The following is a 19425-nucleotide window of genomic DNA, read 5'->3' on the forward strand; positions in this document are numbered from 1 at the left end:
AACGTTGCTGAACAAGATTAAGCGAATTGACTGGGTTATTGTCGGGATATTGATTTGTTTTGCGGTGTTCAGTCCGCTAGTTATTCATAGTGCCACTCATGGCGATCCTACTTTCCAAGGATTAGCTATCAAGACAGTAGTACTTTATGGGATCGGCATCGTTGTAATGTTTGCTGTATCGATATTCGACTACAGATTGCTGCTAAAGTCGTGGCCTATTACGATGGGAGTTACAGTACTGCTTCTGATAGGTTTATTCTTTGCTGGATCAACATTGAATAATGCCGTGGGCTGGTATCAACTTGGAATGTTATCATTTCAACCTGCCGAGCTGGCCAAAATTACGTTAATTTTAGCATTGGCGCAATTATTGGGGAGAAGAGGCGGCGACCCGCTTTCCTTTACGAGGGATTTACTTCCGATTATTGGTGTAACATTAGTGCCATTTGCACTTGTTGTTGTTCAGCCTGACTTGGGGAACGCGGTGATCTATGTCGTGATTCTGATTGGCATGTTGTGGATCGGGGGCGTAAAATATCGTCACGTGCTTATTGCGGCTGTATTAGCTGTTGTTATGCTGCTTGGAACTTTTTTTGCATTTAAGGATTTTAACGACACGACACGTTACTTCTTTAAAGACGTTCTTAAGCATGAGCAATGGTTTATACGGATCGATACACTAATTAACCCACAAGATGCAACAAAGGATGCCAAGCACCAATCGGAATATGCTATGATTGCGATCGGTTCCGGAGGATTAACGGGTGATGGCTACATGCAAGGGGAATTAAAGCGGAGAAGCTTCGTGCCTTATACGTATTCAGATGCCATTTTTGTCGTTATCGGCGAGGAATTTGGATTCCAGGGCGCATCTATACTGCTGCTGCTATATTTTTTGCTTGTATATAGGATGATCTTAATCGCCTTTCAGTGTTATGACCTGCGCGGGTCATATATGATCATCGGGATCGTATCTATGTTTGTGTTCCAAATATTTGAGAACATTGGGATGATGATCGGTATTATGCCTGTGACGGGTATTACGCTGCCTTTTATCAGCTACGGAGGTACGTCTCTAGTACTGAACCTGGCATGTATGGGTATGGTCATGAGTATTCGCATCTATCAAGAGAAATATCAATTGGATACGTAGAGGCGGCATTAATGTCGCTTCCTTACAGGAGACACTTCGTGCTTACAACTGCTTGCAGTAGAAAGCCGGAGTGTTATTTTGTATGCGCAGCTAATAGCTTTGCGCTGTGATAGCGGGTCATGCTCATAACTCCCTTCAGCTTGTCATACATATAGCTACAAGAAGCAAGAGGACAAGGGTAGGGGGAGAGATCACATGAAAGCAGATATACGCAAGCGCAGACAAGAGCGAATTCGTCAATTGACTCTAGGAGATGTAGAAAGAGCAGAAGGGGTGCGAGATCGAAGTCAAGCTGCACCTTTGACAATCAAGCAGAAGCAGTCTGTTGAACCATTACCCTCAGCTCACAGACCGATGATGGATGGGATGCCTAATATACCTGGTGATGATATCGAGGATCCTGAAGAGGCTTGGAGAGCATCCAGGCAGCAGTGGGGAGAGCGCTATGGCTGGTATGAATCGACAGCCCCCCCTGTTCGGGGCCGATTTGTTCGTTCTGTACGACTGCAGCTGGCTGGTGCAGTGTTGTTATGTGTTTGCGTGGCCGCTATATTGCGTATTTCTACGCCTTGGACAGATTCGGCAAGTGTCTGGGTGAAAAGCGCACTCACTCAAGACATGAATATGGCCCCAATTGCTGCATGGTATGAAGCAACTTTTGGAGGGTCACCAGCGTTTATTCCTATATGGAACAATCAAGCTGAACAAGCCCAGGAGATGCAATCTAGACATCAGCTTGGTCGACCGCTAGAAGGGACCGTGGTTCAGCCTTTTGCGTTGAATTTGAAGGGGATTGAGCTAGCATCAAAGACAAGCGATACTAGTGTGCACGCAGCAGCTACAGGTAAAGTAATGGACATTACACGCGATCCTGAAGCCGGTACAACTGTACTTGTTCAGCACACAGACGGTTATTCGTCGATCTACGGACAACTGGAGACTTCTCATGTCAACGTTGACGATTGGCTGGAATCAGGCGAGGTGATTGGATCAATCGAAAAGTCTACATCTCTCGATCGTCCAGCAACCCTTTTCTTTGCGATTAAAAAGAATGGTCAATATGTGGACCCTGCGGATGTGATCGATATTGATTAAATGGGGAGGCACAACTTATTCCTTGCACCCTTTATTTGTCCTATTGCTTGCTTTGTCTGCGATCACTGGGCACATTCTAGAATTGATCACTTTGTTCTCTATTGTTCTCATTCATGAGATGGGGCATGTTGTTACTGCCAAATGTCTAGGTTGGACCATTGACGACGTGAAACTGCTGCCTTTCGGTGGCGTAGCGGAAACAAAGGATGGTGCCATCGCACCTGCTTGGCAGGAATGTCTGGTTGCTGCTGCCGGACCTTTGCAAAATGGTCTTATGATTGTTATCGCTTATGGTTGTTATACGGTGGGATGGTGGGAGCAGACCTGGACTTCGTATTTTATTCAGGCAAATACCCTTATCGGATTGTTTAATTTGCTTCCCATTCTTCCACTAGATGGAGGAAGAATTATACAAGCGGCCTGCGGCAGGTGGATCAGTTATTATCGAACACTTGTAATCGGAGTATGGACGAGTATAGTCAGCAGTGTGCTGCTGGGCATTTATGCACTTGTGCCGTTAGCAACTGGCGGAGCGCTTAATTTAAATGTGCTTGTACTGGCTCTTTTTTTATTATGGACTAATTGGGTGGATCGTCGTCATATTCATTACCGATTTATTCGTTTTTTAATGAACAGGCCACTTCGTTTACGAGAGTGGGAACGGCGAATCAGCATCGCCCAGCCTATTATTGCAGATGGGAAGAGGCCGCTGTCACGTGTGTTGAAGTTGTTGCGTCGGGATATGTATCATCTTGTCTATGTGATGGGGAATAACGGTGCAATTCAGCGCGTAATCCCTGAACAACAGTTAATAGACACTTACTTTGATCAGCATAAGAAAGATGCGGAATGATCGGGAACAGTCCTTGTTATTCAAGCAAACCAGATCACAATTTATTTTATAGGCTAACTTGGGGCGTTCCATAAACCGACATGTCCAACGCTTCCTTCTTCATGTTACAATGGGAGATGACGCGCTTGAGTAGAGGTGATGCCATGAAACAAATAATCGTTCACTGTGAGGAACAAGTGACGCAAATGGCGTTGTTAGAGCAAGGACGACTGAGAGAATTTGCAGTTGAACGCGCCGCGGGAACCCTGATCGTCGGCAGCTTTTACAAAGGTCGCGTTGTGAATGTGCTTCCGGGCATGCAAGCAGCTTTTGTGGATATCGGACAAAAGAAGAACGCATTCTTATACGTAGACGATTGCTTGCATCCCCATTTAGAGAAGCAGCCAAAACAGAAACCTCCGATTACAAGTTTGCTTCGTGTTGGGCAAGAACTCATCGTACAAGTGATGAAGGAACCCCTTGGCGGCAAAGGTGCCAGAGTGACGACACACTATTCTTTGCCGGGCCGTTTCGTCGTATATATGCCGAGCGCGGATTATGTCGGTGTATCCAAGAAGATTGAGCAAGATTCGGAACGGAATCGATTAAAGCATCTTGGTGATGCTCTTCGCAGAGACGAAGAAGGCATTATTATACGTACAGTGGCTCAAGGGGAAGCTGCCGAAACATTGGAAACGGATATTCAGTCTTTACGTGAGCAGTGGAGCCGGATACAAGCCGGGACACTCCATGCTGATGCGCCATCGTTGTTGCACCATGACTTAAATATGGTTGAGCGTCTAATACGGGATACGTTTTCGCATGATGTGGATGAACTGCTGATTGATGATGAACAGCAGGCGAAACAGGTCATATCCTATGTTCGTACATTTGATCCGGGACTAGGCGACCGTGTTCGGATTTACCGTGAACGGGAACCGATATTCAAAAGATACCGTGTAGCTGAGCAGTTAGATCGAGCTTTTATGCGCAAGATTTGGCTGCATAGTGGAGGTTATCTTGTCTGGGACCACACAGAGGCGCTAACTGTCGTAGACGTAAACACAGGCAAATATACCGGGACGAGCCATTTAGAGGAAACGGTGTACTTAACCAATATGGAAGCGGCTGAAGAAATTGCGCGTCTTATCCGTTTGAGGGACGTCGGGGGCATTATTATTGTTGACTTTATTGACATGGAATCTGAGGAGCATCGTCAGCAGGTAGTGAATCAGCTGGAGCAGACGATGAAGAAAGATCGTACCAAATGCCTGGTTGTAGGGTGGACTAAGCTTGGATTACTAGAGCTTACAAGGAAGAAAGTGCGTGATCATGTTATGAATCGCCTGTACACCAGTTGTCCAACCTGTGAAGGGACAGGCAAGAAGCAAGCATCACTTCCACCTCTGTAATTGAGAAATTATTATATTGATTTCCATTGGAAGGTGTGTTAGAATCATCAGGTATGTGTCTAGTATTCGTTGCTGCACACATGCTGTAACCGCTCGGAACGGGTACATAAGTATAACGGCTTTAGCTGTTATCACCTGATTAGGCGAGTCTGAGACATGAGGAGGTGCAACACAAATGTACGCAATTATCGAAACAGGTGGCAAGCAGTACAAAGTTCAACAAGGCGATGTATTATACATCGAGAAGTTGGATACTGCTGAAGGCGAGAACGTAACATTCGACCGTGTATTGGCAGTGTCCAAAGACGGAGGTCTAGTTACTGGCGCTCCAGTGGTAGAAGGTGCAGCTGTTACGGCGAAAGTTGAAAAGCATGGAAAAGGCGCGAAAATTATCGTGTACAAGTACAAAGCTAAAAAGAACTACCGTCGTAAGCAAGGCCATCGTCAACCTTACACAAAAGTGACAATCGAGAGCATCAAAGCATAAGAGGTGCGGGTATGATACGCGTATCTATACGGCGTAAGCCGAACGGGATAATCGACAGCTTTAAGACTGCAGGCCATGCGAATTACGCTCCTCACGGAGAGGATATCGTGTGTGCTGGAGTATCAGCTGTAACGGTAGGTACCGTTAATGCGATTGAAGCGCTGACAGGTATTAAGCTGAAGTGCAAGATGAAGGACGGCTTTCTCAGCGGGCAAGTACCCGATGTGAAGGATGTACGGAAGTCTGAGCAAGTTCAGCTGCTGTTGGAGTCGATGATCATTAGTTTGAACACAATTGAAGATTCATACGGAACGTATCTTCAAATACAAGATTTGCAATGAACAAGGAAAAGGAGGTTGACATCATGTTGAAATTGAACCTTCAGTTGTTCGCATCCAAAAAAGGTGTAGGTTCCACAAAGAACGGACGGGATTCCCATTCCAAACGTCTTGGTGCGAAACGTGCAGACGGTCAAGCAGTTACCGCAGGCAGCATTTTGGTGCGTCAACGCGGAACGAAGATTCACCCAGGTAACAACGTTGGTATCGGTAAAGACGATACGCTGTTCGCGAAAGTGGAAGGCGTCGTTAAGTTCGAACGTTGGGGTCGCGATCGTAAGAAAGTGAGCGTCTACCCAGTAGTAGTTGCAGAAGTTGCAGCAGCTGTGGAAGCATAAGACGTTACCTGTAAACCCTCGGCATGATGCCGGGGGTTTTTTAATAATTTAAAAGCAAGCTTCGTTTTGATAATCAGCATGTTACGGTTTAATGGCGGCAAGACAAGCTTCATGGCGTAGGCAGCATTTTTGGACGGTTCCGCCAAGACATGTTATACTTACTGGTGGAGTTTGTACATATTTTGGAAATGGGGCGAGGAGCATATCATGAGGAGAACCTTTATGATGCAAGCGGTCAGTTCCCTTATGGGTCTGGGATGCGCAATTGCACTTATCGGTTGGGATATGTCGCTGCTGTGGCGTATAATCACTGCTCTGCTACTCATCATAAGCATATGCACGGGCGTCATGAGTTATTATAGGGAACGAATGCGTCAGCATGAGCGATTGATCCGGTCAGCACATCTAGGTGCTCTTGAGCTGATGAATCATCAACGACATGATTGGATGAACGATCTTCAGTTGCTTTACGGATATGTAAGGCTGAACAAAATTGATAAATTGCCACATTGTGTGGAAACGATAAAGGCAAGGATGATGGAAGAAAGCCGCATTGCGAAGCTTGGTTTTCCTGAGTTGGTCTTGTTTCTACTACAGAACCGTGTATCAGGTGGTACGATGCCGCTTCAAATTCGGCTAACAGAGCAGATTGAGTTAGATCGGATCGGCTTGTCGACAAGTGGTGAGCAGCTGACGGAGTTGATCATTCAGATCGTACAGACGTTTAGACTTACGCCAAAACAGAACGATGAAATAATGGAGCTGCAATTGCAGCTGATTCATGAATCAAATGAGCTTATTATTCGTTGTGAGTATGAAGGAAAACTGCTTCAACCGGACGAAGTGGCACGACAATTGAAACAGACGGCAACTGAACGCGGCGTGCGGCTGGAGCAGTTGTCAACGAAGCAGCATGACAACGGTATACACATTTATCAATGGATAATACCTTGCATGACAGAATGAGGTGAAGCACCATGTTTGTAGATAAAGCGAAGATTTATGTAAAGGGCGGAGACGGTGGAGATGGTCTCGTAGCGTTCCGTCGTGAGAAATATGTACCGAACGGGGGTCCGGGCGGTGGTGATGGCGGTAATGGCGGTGACGTAATTTTCCGTGTTGATGAAGGGTTGCGGACGTTGGTTGATTTCCGTTATCAGAAGCACTTTAAGGCACAACGTGGAGAAAAGGGACGCAATAAGTGTCAGCACGGCGCTAACGCGGACGACATGATTGTTCGTGTTCCCCCTGGTACTGTTGTTGTTAATGACGATACACAAGAAGTGATAGCGGATTTGACTCGTCATGGTCAAGAGGTTGTCATTGCAAAGGGTGGACGCGGCGGACGCGGTAACATTCGATTTGCGACACCAGCTAACCCAGCTCCGGAGATTGCTGAGCATGGGCAAGAAGGGCAAGAGCGCTGGGTAGTGCTGGAGCTTAAAGTAATGGCAGATGTCGGACTTGTCGGATTCCCGAGTGTAGGGAAGTCAACGTTGTTGTCGGTGGTCTCATCTGCCAAGCCTAAGATCGGTGCCTACCACTTTACGACGATTACCCCGAATCTGGGTATGGTTGAAGTGGGAGACGGCCGCAGCTTTGCTATGGCAGATCTTCCTGGTCTTATTGAAGGAGCGCACACCGGGATTGGGCTTGGACATGAGTTCTTGCGCCACGTTGAACGTACGCGTATTATTATCCACGTCGTGGATATGGCCGGAACAGAAGGGCGAGATCCATTTGAAGACTGGATGAAAATCAACGACGAGCTGAAGCAATATAATGCGAAGCTGGCTGAACGCCCGCAGATTGTAGCTGCTAACAAGATGGATATGCCTGAGGCGGAAGAATATTTGGCTGCTTTCCGTAAGCAAGTTCAAGAAGTAATGCCTGATATCGAGATTATGCCAATCTCGTCGCTTACTAGAGAAGGCATACAAGAACTGCTTTACAAAGCGGTAGAGAAGCTGGATCAACTGCCGACTGCACCTGAGCTTGAAGAGGTTGCGGAAGTGGAAGAACGCAAGATTTATCGTCTGGAGAAGAAGGATGAGCCGCAGTTTACGATTCGTCGCGAAAACGAGACATATGTCGTTGAAAGTGAAGCAATCGAAAATATGCTGAAACGTCTGCAAATGAATTCTCATGATGCAATCCTGAAGTTTGCCCGTACACTGCGCCGCATGGGTGTAGATGATGAGCTGCGCAAACGCGGGGCGAAGGATGGTACAATTATTCGCATTGCCGATTTCGAATTCGAGTTTGTTGAAGGCAGCAGCTACTACTAATTTTTAACGCTTGTTTGAACAGCCCTGCACCCCTGTTGGTGGCAGGGCTGTTGTTATGAGCAGCAATGGTTCTTTAAGTATGTTTTATAGATTTCTACTTGAGCCTTGTATCCGTGTATAATAACAAAGGACAAGGCGAAAATGAACAGGAGGTTCCTATGAAGAGAATACCTTTACAGCAGCGTGGACTTGCAACGAGCCGCCTGATTTTAGGCTGCATGCCTTTTGGTGGCAGCTGGGATCGCGAGCCCATTTCGCAAGAAGATGTGTTAAAAGCGGAGCGAGCAGTGGATGCAGCGCTGTCGATTGGCATTAACATGTTTGACCATGCCAATATCTATACTATGGGCAAGGCGGAAGAAACGTTTGGCCGTATTTTAAAGGGACGCCCGCAGCTGCGTGAGCAGATGGTCATTCAGTCCAAATGTGGTATCCGGTTTGCAGAAGGTGATGTACCTGGACGGTTTGATTTTTCTAAAGAACATATTTTATCGTCTGTAGATGCTACACTGGGACGTTTGGGAATTGATTATTTGGATATTTTGCTTCTGCACCGTCCGGATCCTTTAATGGAACCAGATGAGGTGGCAGAAGCATTTGGCCATTTGAAAGCAGCGGGTAAGGTGAAGTATTTTGGTGTATCCAATATGAGCGCATCTCAAATCAAGTTCTTGCAGCGCTCACTCCCGGATCAGCTAGCGGTGAATCAGTTAGAGATGAGCCTTGGCCACCTGCATTGGCTGGATCAAGGGGTTCATGTGAATCAGCAGGCGGGAGTTAATGTTAATTTTGCCGAAGGGCTTATGGAATATTGTCAGATGGAGCGTATTCAGATTCAAGCTTGGGGACCACTTGCTCAGGGCCGCTTTACTGGCCGCTCCACAGAAGGAGAGCCCGCGCATGTACAGCAGACTGCAATGCGGGTTCAACGTATGGCTGCAGAGAAGGAGACAACGCCAGAAGCTATTGTTCTCGGTTGGCTAATGAAGCATCCGGCAGGGATTCAGCCGATTATCGGTTCTGCTAATGCAGACCGTATTCTGGCTTGCGAGGCGGCTGAAGAGCAGGCGAGGCTGATGTCGAGGGAAGAGTGGTATTCACTTTATGTAAGTTCTCGTGGACAGAACATGCCATAAGTTTGTTTACGTTATGTGATGAAGGTCGATTCGACTGATTTTTAACAATTTCTTCATATGTGTAATAAGAGAGAGGCCTTGGAAGCGATTCTGAGGCCTCTTTTGTGATAAAAACGTGAAAATTCGCATTTCTTAAGTCGGAATTCGTGTATAATGAATGCTAACTTTGACGAGAGCCTATTGCCATACCTGCTATCATTCGTTATAATGTCCTCTATGTAGAAACAAAAGTCTTTATATGGAGGACTATTCATGGCGGAACGATATTACTTGGTGAGAGAAGACATATTGCCTGAGGCAGTAGTCAAGACCGTTAAAGCGAAGCAGCTACTAGCAGCAGGTGAAGTGAAGACGGTCCATGAAGCAGCGGAACGTGTAGATCTAAGCAGAAGTGCTTTTTATAAATATAAGGACGGTATCTTTCCGTTAAATCAACTTGAGCGCGAACGTATCGTGACGATTTCAATGGACTTGGACCATCGTTCTGGTATTTTGTCGAAGGTATTGGGATCAGTTGCTAATTTTGAAGGAAATGTACTCACGATTCACCAGACGATACCGCTTCAAGGAATTGCAAATGTTGTCTTATCAGTAGAGACATCGCTTATTGCAGAGCCTTTTGGTCAAATGCTTGATATGCTGCGAGATATCCCCGGTGTGAAACGTGTAATGGTAATAGGGCAAGGTTAATAGGCGTATCAGGGTCATCAAGAAAGGGAGGAACGTGGATGAAACCAATTAATGTAGGCTTATTAGGATTAGGAACAGTAGGTACAGGTGTTGTTCGAATTGTAGAGGGGCACCAGGAAGATCTAAGCAGTCAGGTTGGATCCACGATTCACATTCGCAAAGTGCTTGTGAAGGACTCACTCAAACAGCGTAACCTTAAGGTTAATGAAGAGATGCTGACAGAGAATCCATGGGATGTCATTAATGACCCAGAGATTGATGTTATTGTCGAAGTGATGGGTGGCATCGATCCTACGAAGCAATACATTTTGGAGGCCTTGTCTCAAGGCAAGCATGTCGTTACTGCGAATAAGGACTTGATGGCTCTGCACGGTCCTGAAATATTAGAAAAGGCACGTGCGCATAAATGTGATGTCTATTATGAAGCCAGTGTAGCTGGTGGTATTCCGATTATTCGTACGTTGATGGAAGGCTTCTCATCAGATCGGATCAAAAAGATTATGGGGATCGTCAACGGCACAACGAACTTCATCCTTACGAAGATGAGTCAGGAGGGGGCTGCTTACGCGGATGTGCTGAAGGAAGCGCAATCGTTAGGTTATGCGGAATCTGATCCAACTTCTGATGTCGAGGGACTTGATGCTGCACGCAAAATGGCGATACTCGGAACGCTAGGTTTCCATACGAATGTTGGATTGGAAGATGTGGAAGTACGAGGCATCTCCCAAGTCAAGAAAGAAGATATCGCGTATGCGAAGCGTCTGGGTTATGAAATGAAGCTGCTTGGTATCGCAGAACGGCAGGATGACCAAATTAGTGTTGTTGTGCAGCCGACTATGGTAAGTACAACTCATCCGCTTGCGTCTGTTAATGGTGTATATAATGCAGTCTACGTATATGGAGAGGCCGTAGGGGAGACGATGTTCTATGGTCCTGGAGCAGGTGAAATGCCGACCGCTACTTCTGTGGTCGCAGACCTCGTGGCGGTCATCCGCAACATCCGCTTAGGAGTGACAGGACAGACTGCACATCATGTGTATAAGGAGAAGAAGCTGAAGTCAGACGACCAGATCGCTTATAAAAATTTCATCCTGTTGGACGTTCATGATAAAGCGGGTGTTCTGGCTCAGATCACACAAGTGTTTGCGGAGTTTGACGTCAGTCTGGAGTCGGTGGTGCAGCAGCCTAATCCTCATAATCCGGATGCCGAGATTATTATCATTACACATGAGGCGAATCAGGCCAGTATGAAGAGAGTGTTGGAGCATTTTAAGAGCCTGGATGTCATCAAATCAATTAAAAGTGCTTATCGTGTAGAGGGATAACCAGGGTTAACCTCTTACACCTTTAACGTTATATAGATCAACACAATATATATTGGATATGGGGGACTCACGAATGAGATATATGGGCTTGTTGGACACGTACAAATCCTATTTGCCGGTCAACGAATCAACACCTTTGATTACGCTTCATGAAGGGAATACCCCTCTGGTGCGTGCGGAGAGATTGTCCCAAGAGCTTGGCATTGATCTTTATTTTAAATATGAAGGCTTAAATCCGACAGGATCCTTTAAAGATCGTGGCATGGTGATGGCAGTGGCCAAAGCGATGGAAGAAGGCAGTCGTACCATTATGTGCGCTTCCACAGGCAATACTTCAGCGGCAGCTGCGGCATATGCAGCTCGTGGCGGACTAAATTGCATTGTACTCATCCCGAATAACAACATTGCACTCGGGAAATTGGCGCAGGCTATGATTTATGGGGCAAAAGTGATTGCGATCGAAGGCAATTTTGACCGTGCACTGGAAATTGTGCGAGAAATTACAGCAAAGAATCCCATTACGCTCGTTAATTCCGTGAACCCTTATCGAATTGAAGGACAGAAAACGGCAGCATTTGAAGTGTGCGACCAGTTGGGTGATGCACCTGACGTGTTGGCAATTCCAGTAGGAAACGCCGGTAATATTACGGCTTATTGGAAAGGATTCAAGCAATATTATGAAGCAGGCAAGTCAAACAAACTGCCAAAGATGATCGGATTCGAGGCGGAAGGATCGATGGCGATCGTAAAAGGCGAACCTATTCGTGAGCCGGAAACAGTAGCAACGGCGATCCGAATTGGCAATCCGGCAAGTTGGAAAACAGCCGTTGAAGCAGCAGAGCAATCCGAAGGACAGATTAACTTTGTAACGGATGAGCAGATTCTAGCTGCGTATCAACTGCTCGCTGCTAAAGAAGGTATCTTTGCTGAGCCGGCATCTGCGGCTTCACTTGCAGGTGTGATTAAGCTGCACCAGGAAGGTTATTTCAGAGGCGGGGAATCGGTCGTATGCGTATTGACAGGTCATGGCTTAAAGGATCCTAATATTGCGATCAAGACTGCAGCAACCGAGCCATTGGTCGTACCTGACACTGAGGAAGCCGTAATGGAAGCTATTCGACAGCTAGAGGGTGAATAATGATGCTGCAGCAACAAGGTGTCTTGGTGAAGGTGCCTGCAAGCACAGCCAATCTCGGGCCAGGCTTTGATTCGTTAGGCATGGCGTTATCTCTGCACTTATGGGTAGGGATGAAGCCGGCAGAGCGTACGCAAGTAAGATTACATGGGCCTGAGTTGACCGGCATTCCTACAGATGAGACTAATTTAATTGTTCAGATCGCCAAGCGTGTATTTGTCGAGGCGGGTGTCCTGGTCATACCGCTTGATGTGGAAGTATATAGTGAGATCCCGCTGACACGAGGACTTGGCAGTAGTGCTTCTGCAATAGTAGGCGCGCTCGTAGCGGCCAACGCGTTAATTGGGCATCCGTTGTCACAGCAGCGACTGTTTGATATGGCAACCGCAATTGAGCGTCATCCTGATAATGTGGGAGCCTCCTTATATGGCGGCATTGTTGTAGCCGCCTGGGATGGACAGCGTGCCAGCGCGATACGTGTTGAGCCTCATGAGGCTCTGGGAACCGTTGTGGCAATACCGCGGTTCCATCTGGAGACGAAGGCAGCACGAAACGTATTGCCCAAACAGGTAAGCATGGCGGATGCTGTATACAACATTAGCCGCTCTTCATTGCTAGTTGCAGCGTTGTGTACCGGAGACTTTGCCCAGCTTTCATTTGCAATGAAGGACAAGCTCCATCAGCCTTATCGAGCCCCGCTTATTCCAGGTATGTCTAAGCTGTTGGAAGAGGCTGTACAGCATGGGGCTTACGGCGCTGCGTTAAGTGGAGCAGGTCCGACGCTAATTGCATTTACGGACAAGCAGCACGAGCCTTCAGTATTGGTGTCGTTTATGCGGGATACGTTAGCTGAGCATGGCGTGGAAGCCGACGTGTTCCAACTCTTGCCGTGCTCTGAAGGTGCGTTATGCCTAAATGCGGCGGCAGAGGAGATCAGATCTGTAATCCCATCTTCATAGTGGAAGATAGTTTAGAGTTGCGACAGGAAATTGAAAAAGGAGTTAGCAGTCCATGGCTCGTATTGCTGTATTACCAGAAGGCAGCGTCTCACATGAGGCTGCCGTGTATTTGCTAGGACCCGATCATGAATTTGTTCATTATAAATTAATTTCCGATGTGTTTAGAGCAACAGCTGATGGCATAACGGAATATAGCGTCATCCCAATCGAGAATACGATAGAAGGTTCGGTTAACCTTCATATGGATTGGCTCGTGCATGAAGTGGATTTGCCCTTTCAGGTTGAATGGGCTTTTCCATCCATTCAGAACTTGATTGGTCGGCAAGAAGAAGTAGGCCACGATTGGTCTCGTATTCAAAAAGTGTTATCGCACCCTGTTGCGATGGCGCAGTGCCTGCAGTTCTTGCGGAACAACTTGCCGCATGTGGAACAAGAGTCCGTAAGCAGCACTTCTGAGGCAGTCCGAATGGTTAAAAATAGCCCAGGGCAAGGTCTGGCTGCGATAGGGACTTTATTGGGAGCAAAAACACATCAATTAGACGTACTTGCCGAGCAGGTAACGGACCATGACAACAATTTTACAAGATTCGTATTGGTTGGCAATCATCCGATTGTTGCAGATGAGCACGCACTAAGAAAGACAACGATGCTGATTATGATGCCAGAAGACTTCCCGGGAGCGCTGCACCAAGTGCTGGCTGCGTTTGCCTGGAGAAAGATCAACTTGTCCCGCATTGAATCCAGACCAACAAAGCGCAAGTTAGGCAATTATTATTTCTATATGGATATTGAAATGCCGCTAGATGCTGTACTTCTACAGTCAGCTATTGCAGAAATTGAAGCATTGGGCTTTCAAGTGCGCATTTTAGGAAGCTATCCAAGCTATTCCTCTGAGACATGGGTTCATGGGGATTCACTCAACCTGGAGGTGTAATGATGACACAGTGGATTTATCTTGATGGTCAATACGTAACTAAAGAAGAGGCTAAAGTCTCCGTATACGATCACGGTTTTTTGTATGGTGACGGTATATTTGAAGGGATCCGTATATATGAGGGTAACATTTTTAAATGCAAAGAGCATTTGGAACGTTTATACGATTCTGCAAAGTCCATCATGCTGGACATCCCGTTGACAATAGAAGAAATGCAGAATGTGTTGGTCGAGACGATTCGCCGCAATCAATTGCGGGATGGCTATATTCGGCTAATTGTATCGCGTGGTGCTGGCAACTTGGGTCTTGATCCACTTCGTTGTCCTAAAGCAAGTATCATTATCATTGTCGAGCAATTGGCGATTTACCCAGAAGAAGCATATCGTAATGGGTTGCGTACAGTATCGGTATCACAGCGTCGAAATATTCCGGATGCATTAAATCCGAAAATCAAATCATTAAATTATTTAAATAATATTTTGGTCAAAATTCAAGCAAACCTGGCAGATGTCGGCGAAGCGATTATGTTGAATGCTCAGGGGTATGTAGCTGAGGGTTCTAGTGATAACATCTTTATCATCAAGAAAGGGGTTGTATATACACCTCCTTGCTACTTGGGCGCTCTAGAAGGTATTACGCGAAATACGATTATCGACCTTTGTGCAGAGCTTGGTTATAAGTTGAAAGAGGAGCCATTCACGCTTCATGATGTGTACGTGGCTGATGAGGTGTTCTTTACGGGAACGGCGGCAGAAGTTATAGCGGTTCGTGAAGTGGACGGTCGTATTGTAGGGAATGGACAAGCTGGTCCAATTACGCTGCAGCTGCTGAAAAGATTCCGTGAAGTTGTGCCTCAAGATGGTATTAAAGTGTACGAATAACGAGTACTGGTAACTAGAACGTACTGTATGTTGTTGCCTATTGGCTGATGGAGATCCTCCCGTATGTAGACGGGAGGATTTTTTTGTGTAAAAGGATGTCAAAAGCCTAGAAACCGCATAGGATGTATTAATTGATATGCGGGCGAATGTCCAGAATGAAGAGACAAAGGGTAAGTGCGAATGCTTTCGAAGCGAGTTTTGCTTCGTATTACTTTTAGGAGGTTACAACTCGTGAAAATTCATATCGTGAAAAAAGGCGAATCTCTTTATTCATTATCTCAGAAATACGGGGTATCTTTAGACACACTCATTTCGATGAACCCTCAACTGAGCGACCCGAACAAGCTGGATGTAGGGATGAAGGTTAAAGTTCCATCTACTGTACACTCGACAGGCGGTTATGAAATTGTCCATAAGCATGTCGTAAAAGAAGGCGACACGATGTGGAAGTTGGCTAAAGCGTGGGGAATTCCACTGCAAGCGATGATAGCAGCCAATCCGCAACTCAAAAACCCAAATGTATTTCTTATCGGTCAGGTAGTTAATATTCCTAAAGTAACCATGGAACATTCGCACGCACATGGGCAATCAGAAGATCATTCAAATGAACAAGGCAGTGCCGGGTTGCAATCAGGCAAAGGCGGTATCTTACCAAGTAAGAAGGCAGCTGCAACGTCTCCGAAGCCTAAGCATGAACTGCTGAAACCAAAGGCTGAAGTCACACAGCCGCAGGCTCCGTCAGTGGTTCCGCCAACACCGGTTGCTCCTGCCAAGCCAAACGTCCCAGCACCGACACCAATCTCTCCAAGCTCCAAAGGATCGAACTTAGCGCCGACACCAATCTCGCCAAACTCCAAAGGATCGAACCTAGCGCCGACACCAATTTCGCCAAGCTCCAAAGGATCGAACTTAGCACCGACACCAATCTCGCCAAGCTCCAAAGGATCGAACTTAGCGCCGACACCAATCTCGCCAAGCTCCAAAGGATCGAACTTAGCACCGACACCAATTTCGCCAAGCTCCAAAGGATCGAACTTAGCACCGACACCAATTTCGCCAAGCTCCAAAGGATCGAACTTAGCACCGACACCAATCTCGCCAAGCTCCAAAGGACCGAACCTAGCGCCGACACCAATCTCGCCAAGCTCAAAAGGATCTAGCTCCTCGCCAGTACCTTTTGCAGCAAATGCTAATGTACCTAACCCAAGCTATTTCCCAACTTCTGCTGCGACACCTCCTCTTGTTGAAAATGGAGTAATGGGACTAACATATGAACAATTTATGGTGCAGTACCCGATGACACCGGTGCCCTGCAATCCATACGATGTATATCCAACAGGGGTACATCCTTCGATGACATGCGGACATTCTAGCATGCATGGATATCCGGGTTCTGTAGGGGGAATTGGTAATGCGGTTCCAGGATACATGCCTACCGGGCTGCCAGCAGGTGGACCACCAGGAGTATGTGAACCTAATTATCAGCCGTATGATTGCTACAACCCTTATGCTGCTCCTGTCCTACCAGCTCATGCCGTCATAGAACCGGCTAATCCGTTTATGACTGCACACATCCAGAGTGTACAAAGTGCCCCTCATCCATATCAGCCCATGTATTCCGTCCCGGATGCTGGTCAATGGTATGGTCATGGAGTGAACCCTGAGCAAGCTTACATGCCTTATGGGCATGCTCCTGCTGATGGAAGCTATCCAGAATTGGGCCAATACTCGCAGTATAGCAATCAGGCACAGCAGGTGACGGCAGGTGGAGTTCCACGTCAAGAGGACAATGGAGCCTGGATGGCAGACAATCATTCAACTGCTGCGGAGTCTGGCACCACAACGTCAACAAAGAAAAAAGCTGCCAAAAAAGAGTATAAAACAACTAAAAAGAAAGCTAAAGTGAGTAGTGTAGAAGCGAGAGGAGGGGGCAGAGCAAGAAAACAAAGTGCCCCGTGGATTAATGGTTAATTAAGAAAGAGGCCAGTCCTGTCAGCCGGATGTTCAGGTTGCAGTGGCTGGCTTTTTTGTATGAATAGGAGGATTGGTTTATCCTTTCTTAAAGTTATTAATTATTTATTAATTATAATTAATAAATAATTATGTAGTTTTCTTCCAATTACTTCTCTAAGCTAGTAAATGAGCATAGGATCACATACAAATATAGAAACAGAAGGAGAAATTAACATGAATTTTAAAAAAGCAATGATGGCGTCCATGATTATATCCAGTTTGTGTATGACTTTGGCAGGTCCGATCTCAGTAGAAGCGGTGTCGGCGAACGAGCAGCAGAAAAAAATAGAGACAAAGAAATTTAACATAGACAAGAAGCTGGCTGCTAAGCTGCAAAAAGCGGTAGAGCAATATGCGGGCAAAACCATTAAACTTGAGAATGTAGGTACGTTTCAAAATTTAAATATAGTTGTGGTTCAATCTACAGATGGAAAATATGGTGTGGAGTTTGAATCAAGACAAGATAAAATATGGAATGTTTATGAGAAGATAAAAATCACCGAAGTTAGCAAAAAGTTGAAAGACGATATTTTAAAAAACTTAAAAAAGGCTTATCCGAATAAGAAGTACGTATTTAATAACGAAGTTGTTAAGTCGCAGTATTATAATAACAGCAAAAGCGAAATTAGTAAGGAATATATTACGTATAACTTAAATGGTGAAGATTTTCAAACGGTGGCTATTACGAACCCTGTTGAACGCGAAGCGCACATTAGAGTAACGATTCAAGTTGACAAGAAGGACATTGATCCCAAAATGCTGAAAACAGCACAAGAAGCGATCAAAACAGTGTTTGATCATCAATTTGATGTTAATAAGGCTCAGCTTGAGAGTGGGTGGACAGATCGAGAATGGACACTTCAAGATGACACGGCGACTGTGTATATGCTCAGCGGGAAACCGATTAGTATCGTTAATGAGCAGGGCAATAAAGTGACCACAAGCAAAGAATTGACGGAAAAAGAAGTCAAAGAGGTGGTTGCGCCGTTAGCAAAACAAGTATTTAATGTCGATATTTCAGAATATGCCGTAAAATGGGACAGCTTATTTAAAGATTACCGCTTTGTCAATAAAGAGCAAACTACAGTAGTGAGAGCAGCATTGGATGCCGATAAAAACTTGGTGTACATTAAAACAGGGGGCAGAGCAGCCGCAGGAAATTAGGGAAATCAAATACTATTTTATAAAATCGCGAAGTGTATTCATTTCAAACTATATTGCTACTTAGCATGGTGAACTGCTAGATAGTATGAACTGGCTCATTGATTGTAGTCGTAAAGCAGTGCTAATGGGCTGGTTCATATCATGCTAAAATGAGTATCGTGAGGTGATACTGTGGTCATACGCTCTATATGTAATAAATTGTGTATTGAAAAAAGTTGTTATCTATTTTATATTTTAAGACCTAGAGACAAAAGTAGTAGTTTTAGTTTCTAGTTAATAGCTAATATGGCGGTCGTGGCGAAGTGGTTAACGCATCGGATTGTGGCTCCGAGATTCGGGGGTTCGATTCCCCTCGATCGCCCCATTTAATTGTATGCCGATGTGGTGGAATTGGCAGACACGCCGCACTCAAAATGCGGTGCCGAGAGGCTTGCCGGTTCGAGTCCGGCCATCGGTATTCTGTAGTAGGGTTGTATTGAAGCACTATTGAGTTGTTACAATTTAATAAGTCACCTTCTTTATACCCTCTAAACGCGACGGTAGTATAGGACAGTACATGAATGTTCTATAACTACCGTCGCGTTTTAGTTTTGTTTATTGTTTAATGAAATCTTCCGTTCCATATCAAGATGTCATATTCACTTATTAATCTTTCTATTATTAAGTTGCATTCTATTCCTGATCTATTATTAAGAAAGCGTCGGAAATAACTTCTTACTGCTTGGACCTGTTCAAGAGATAGATATGGGCAGGTCATGTCAAATCCTAATCCTCTAGGTAGGAGGATGGAATGTGGAACGTTCATGCTCTTGGGTGTTGTAAAAATGGTAGGAACTATACCGTTCTGATTTCTTTCTACTATATAGGGGAGGCATGCAAGTGAGTCGGATTGATATGCACGTAACGATAATAATAACTGCAGCAAAAATTCTTTTATAAAAGGGTTGCAATTAAAAGCATCGTTGTGGTATATTCTAATTCCTGCTTCGTTAAGAGGTTGGAAGCAAGCGAAAGAAGAAAACAACTTTTAAAAAAGATGTTGACTTCGTTTGAAAGACATGATATATTATAAAAGTTGCCGCTGACACGGCAGTGAGTAAAAGAAAGTAACTTACAATTGTTCCTTGAAAACTGAACAACGAGCAACGTTGAATGAAGGACATGATCTTGATCATGAAGCGCATTGAACGGGAATGTTAAGAATCACGAGATTTATCTCGTCAGCAATACAATGAGCAAGTCAAA

18 protein-coding genes, 2 tRNA genes and 1 other annotated feature are annotated in these 19425 nt (G+C 45.5%); all 20 genes read left to right on the top strand.

Translation table 11 applies throughout. The features are described from left to right. Positions 1 to 4: 4 nt before the first annotated feature. The gene (locus tag MH117_RS22600; RefSeq protein ID WP_239332730.1) at positions 5 to 1153 is read left to right on the top strand and encodes an FtsW/RodA/SpoVE family cell cycle protein; all 1149 of its coding nucleotides are present in this window, start codon (positions 5 to 7) and stop codon (positions 1151 to 1153) included. 195 nt (positions 1154 to 1348) lie between these two features. Further along, complete coding sequence (locus tag MH117_RS22605; RefSeq protein ID WP_239332732.1) at positions 1349 to 2248, top strand: M23 family metallopeptidase; 900 nt, start codon at positions 1349 to 1351, stop codon at positions 2246 to 2248. Continuing rightward, complete coding sequence (locus tag MH117_RS22610) at positions 2241 to 3101, top strand: M50 family metallopeptidase (protein WP_239332734.1); 861 nt, start codon at positions 2241 to 2243, stop codon at positions 3099 to 3101. Before MH117_RS22605 ends, MH117_RS22610 begins: the two co-directional genes overlap by 8 nt. 143 nt (positions 3102 to 3244) lie before the next feature. Continuing rightward, complete coding sequence (locus tag MH117_RS22615) at positions 3245 to 4492, top strand: Rne/Rng family ribonuclease (RefSeq protein WP_239332736.1); 1248 nt, start codon at positions 3245 to 3247, stop codon at positions 4490 to 4492. Between the two features lie 77 nt (positions 4493 to 4569). Continuing rightward, positions 4570 to 4653 (top strand) — a sequence feature (ribosomal protein L21 leader region). A 14-nt stretch (positions 4654 to 4667) separates the two neighbouring features. Beyond that, positions 4668 to 4979, top strand: a complete 312-nt coding sequence (gene rplU, locus MH117_RS22620; protein WP_028543585.1) for a 50S ribosomal protein L21 — start codon at positions 4668 to 4670, stop codon at positions 4977 to 4979. Positions 4980 to 4990: 11 nt separating this feature from the next. Next, positions 4991 to 5320 carry a ribosomal-processing cysteine protease Prp gene (locus tag MH117_RS22625; protein WP_239332738.1) on the top strand — a complete coding sequence of 110 codons (330 nt, stop codon included), beginning with the start codon at positions 4991 to 4993 and terminating at the stop codon, positions 5318 to 5320. Positions 5321 to 5343: 23 nt separating this feature from the next. Continuing rightward, complete coding sequence (gene rpmA, locus MH117_RS22630) at positions 5344 to 5655, top strand: 50S ribosomal protein L27 (protein ID WP_028543587.1); 312 nt, start codon at positions 5344 to 5346, stop codon at positions 5653 to 5655. A gap of 207 nt (positions 5656 to 5862) precedes the next feature. After that, the gene (locus MH117_RS22635; protein WP_239332740.1) at positions 5863 to 6621 is read left to right on the top strand and encodes a Spo0B domain-containing protein; all 759 of its coding nucleotides are present in this window, start codon (positions 5863 to 5865) and stop codon (positions 6619 to 6621) included. A gap of 11 nt (positions 6622 to 6632) precedes the next feature. Next, on the top strand, positions 6633 to 7943 hold the full coding sequence (gene obgE / locus MH117_RS22640; protein ID WP_239332742.1) for a GTPase ObgE: 1311 nt from the start codon (positions 6633 to 6635) through the stop codon (positions 7941 to 7943). Positions 7944 to 8101: 158 nt separating this feature from the next. Next, a complete protein-coding gene (locus MH117_RS22645) occupies positions 8102 to 9079 on the top strand; it encodes an aldo/keto reductase (RefSeq protein ID WP_239332744.1) in 978 nt (325 codons plus the stop codon). Between the two features lie 252 nt (positions 9080 to 9331). Next, complete coding sequence (locus MH117_RS22650; RefSeq protein ID WP_028543591.1) at positions 9332 to 9769, top strand: ACT domain-containing protein; 438 nt, start codon at positions 9332 to 9334, stop codon at positions 9767 to 9769. 38 nt (positions 9770 to 9807) lie between these two features. Then, entirely contained in the window at positions 9808 to 11094 is a 1287-nt protein-coding gene (locus MH117_RS22655) for a homoserine dehydrogenase (RefSeq protein ID WP_239332746.1), read from the top strand. A 73-nt stretch (positions 11095 to 11167) separates the two neighbouring features. Then, positions 11168 to 12232, top strand: a complete 1065-nt coding sequence (thrC, locus tag MH117_RS22660) for a threonine synthase (RefSeq protein ID WP_239332748.1) — start codon at positions 11168 to 11170, stop codon at positions 12230 to 12232. A gap of 2 nt (positions 12233 to 12234) precedes the next feature. After that, a complete protein-coding gene (gene thrB / locus MH117_RS22665; RefSeq protein WP_239332750.1) occupies positions 12235 to 13188 on the top strand; it encodes a homoserine kinase in 954 nt (317 codons plus the stop codon). Positions 13189 to 13240: 52 nt separating this feature from the next. Next, a complete protein-coding gene (gene pheA, locus MH117_RS22670) occupies positions 13241 to 14122 on the top strand; it encodes a prephenate dehydratase (protein WP_239332752.1) in 882 nt (293 codons plus the stop codon). Further along, a complete protein-coding gene (gene ilvE, locus MH117_RS22675; protein ID WP_239332754.1) occupies positions 14122 to 15003 on the top strand; it encodes a branched-chain-amino-acid transaminase in 882 nt (293 codons plus the stop codon). The genes pheA and ilvE overlap by 1 nt, the downstream gene beginning before the upstream one ends. 231 nt (positions 15004 to 15234) lie before the next feature. After that, entirely contained in the window at positions 15235 to 16974 is a 1740-nt protein-coding gene (locus tag MH117_RS22680) for a LysM peptidoglycan-binding domain-containing protein (RefSeq protein ID WP_239332756.1), read from the top strand. Positions 16975 to 17190: 216 nt separating this feature from the next. Further along, on the top strand, positions 17191 to 18180 hold the full coding sequence (locus tag MH117_RS22685; RefSeq protein ID WP_239332758.1) for a hypothetical protein: 990 nt from the start codon (positions 17191 to 17193) through the stop codon (positions 18178 to 18180). 288 nt (positions 18181 to 18468) lie between these two features. After that, positions 18469 to 18544 (top strand) — tRNA-His (locus MH117_RS22690). 11 nt (positions 18545 to 18555) lie between these two features. Then, positions 18556 to 18637 (top strand) — tRNA-Leu (locus MH117_RS22695). Positions 18638 to 19425: the final 788 nt, after the last annotated feature.

Source organism: Paenibacillus sp. ACRRX (genome assembly GCF_022346885.1).
Lineage (GTDB): Bacteria > Bacillota > Bacilli > Paenibacillales > Paenibacillaceae > Paenibacillus_B.

Coding starts and splice junctions, on each gene's coding strand:
- MH117_RS22605 (WP_239332732.1), top strand. CDS start 1,349: ATGAAAGCAGATATACGCAAGCGCAGACAAGAGCGAATTCGTCAATTG.
- MH117_RS22615 (WP_239332736.1), top strand. CDS start 3,245: ATGAAACAAATAATCGTTCACTGTGAGGAACAAGTGACGCAAATGGCG.
- rplU (WP_028543585.1), top strand. CDS start 4,668: ATGTACGCAATTATCGAAACAGGTGGCAAGCAGTACAAAGTTCAACAA.
- MH117_RS22625 (WP_239332738.1), top strand. CDS start 4,991: ATGATACGCGTATCTATACGGCGTAAGCCGAACGGGATAATCGACAGC.
- rpmA (WP_028543587.1), top strand. CDS start 5,344: ATGTTGAAATTGAACCTTCAGTTGTTCGCATCCAAAAAAGGTGTAGGT.
- MH117_RS22635 (WP_239332740.1), top strand. CDS start 5,863: ATGAGGAGAACCTTTATGATGCAAGCGGTCAGTTCCCTTATGGGTCTG.
- obgE (WP_239332742.1), top strand. CDS start 6,633: ATGTTTGTAGATAAAGCGAAGATTTATGTAAAGGGCGGAGACGGTGGA.
- MH117_RS22645 (WP_239332744.1), top strand. CDS start 8,102: ATGAAGAGAATACCTTTACAGCAGCGTGGACTTGCAACGAGCCGCCTG.
- MH117_RS22650 (WP_028543591.1), top strand. CDS start 9,332: ATGGCGGAACGATATTACTTGGTGAGAGAAGACATATTGCCTGAGGCA.
- MH117_RS22655 (WP_239332746.1), top strand. CDS start 9,808: ATGAAACCAATTAATGTAGGCTTATTAGGATTAGGAACAGTAGGTACA.
- thrC (WP_239332748.1), top strand. CDS start 11,168: ATGAGATATATGGGCTTGTTGGACACGTACAAATCCTATTTGCCGGTC.
- thrB (WP_239332750.1), top strand. CDS start 12,235: ATGCTGCAGCAACAAGGTGTCTTGGTGAAGGTGCCTGCAAGCACAGCC.
- pheA (WP_239332752.1), top strand. CDS start 13,241: ATGGCTCGTATTGCTGTATTACCAGAAGGCAGCGTCTCACATGAGGCT.
- ilvE (WP_239332754.1), top strand. CDS start 14,122: ATGATGACACAGTGGATTTATCTTGATGGTCAATACGTAACTAAAGAA.
- MH117_RS22685 (WP_239332758.1), top strand. CDS start 17,191: ATGAATTTTAAAAAAGCAATGATGGCGTCCATGATTATATCCAGTTTG.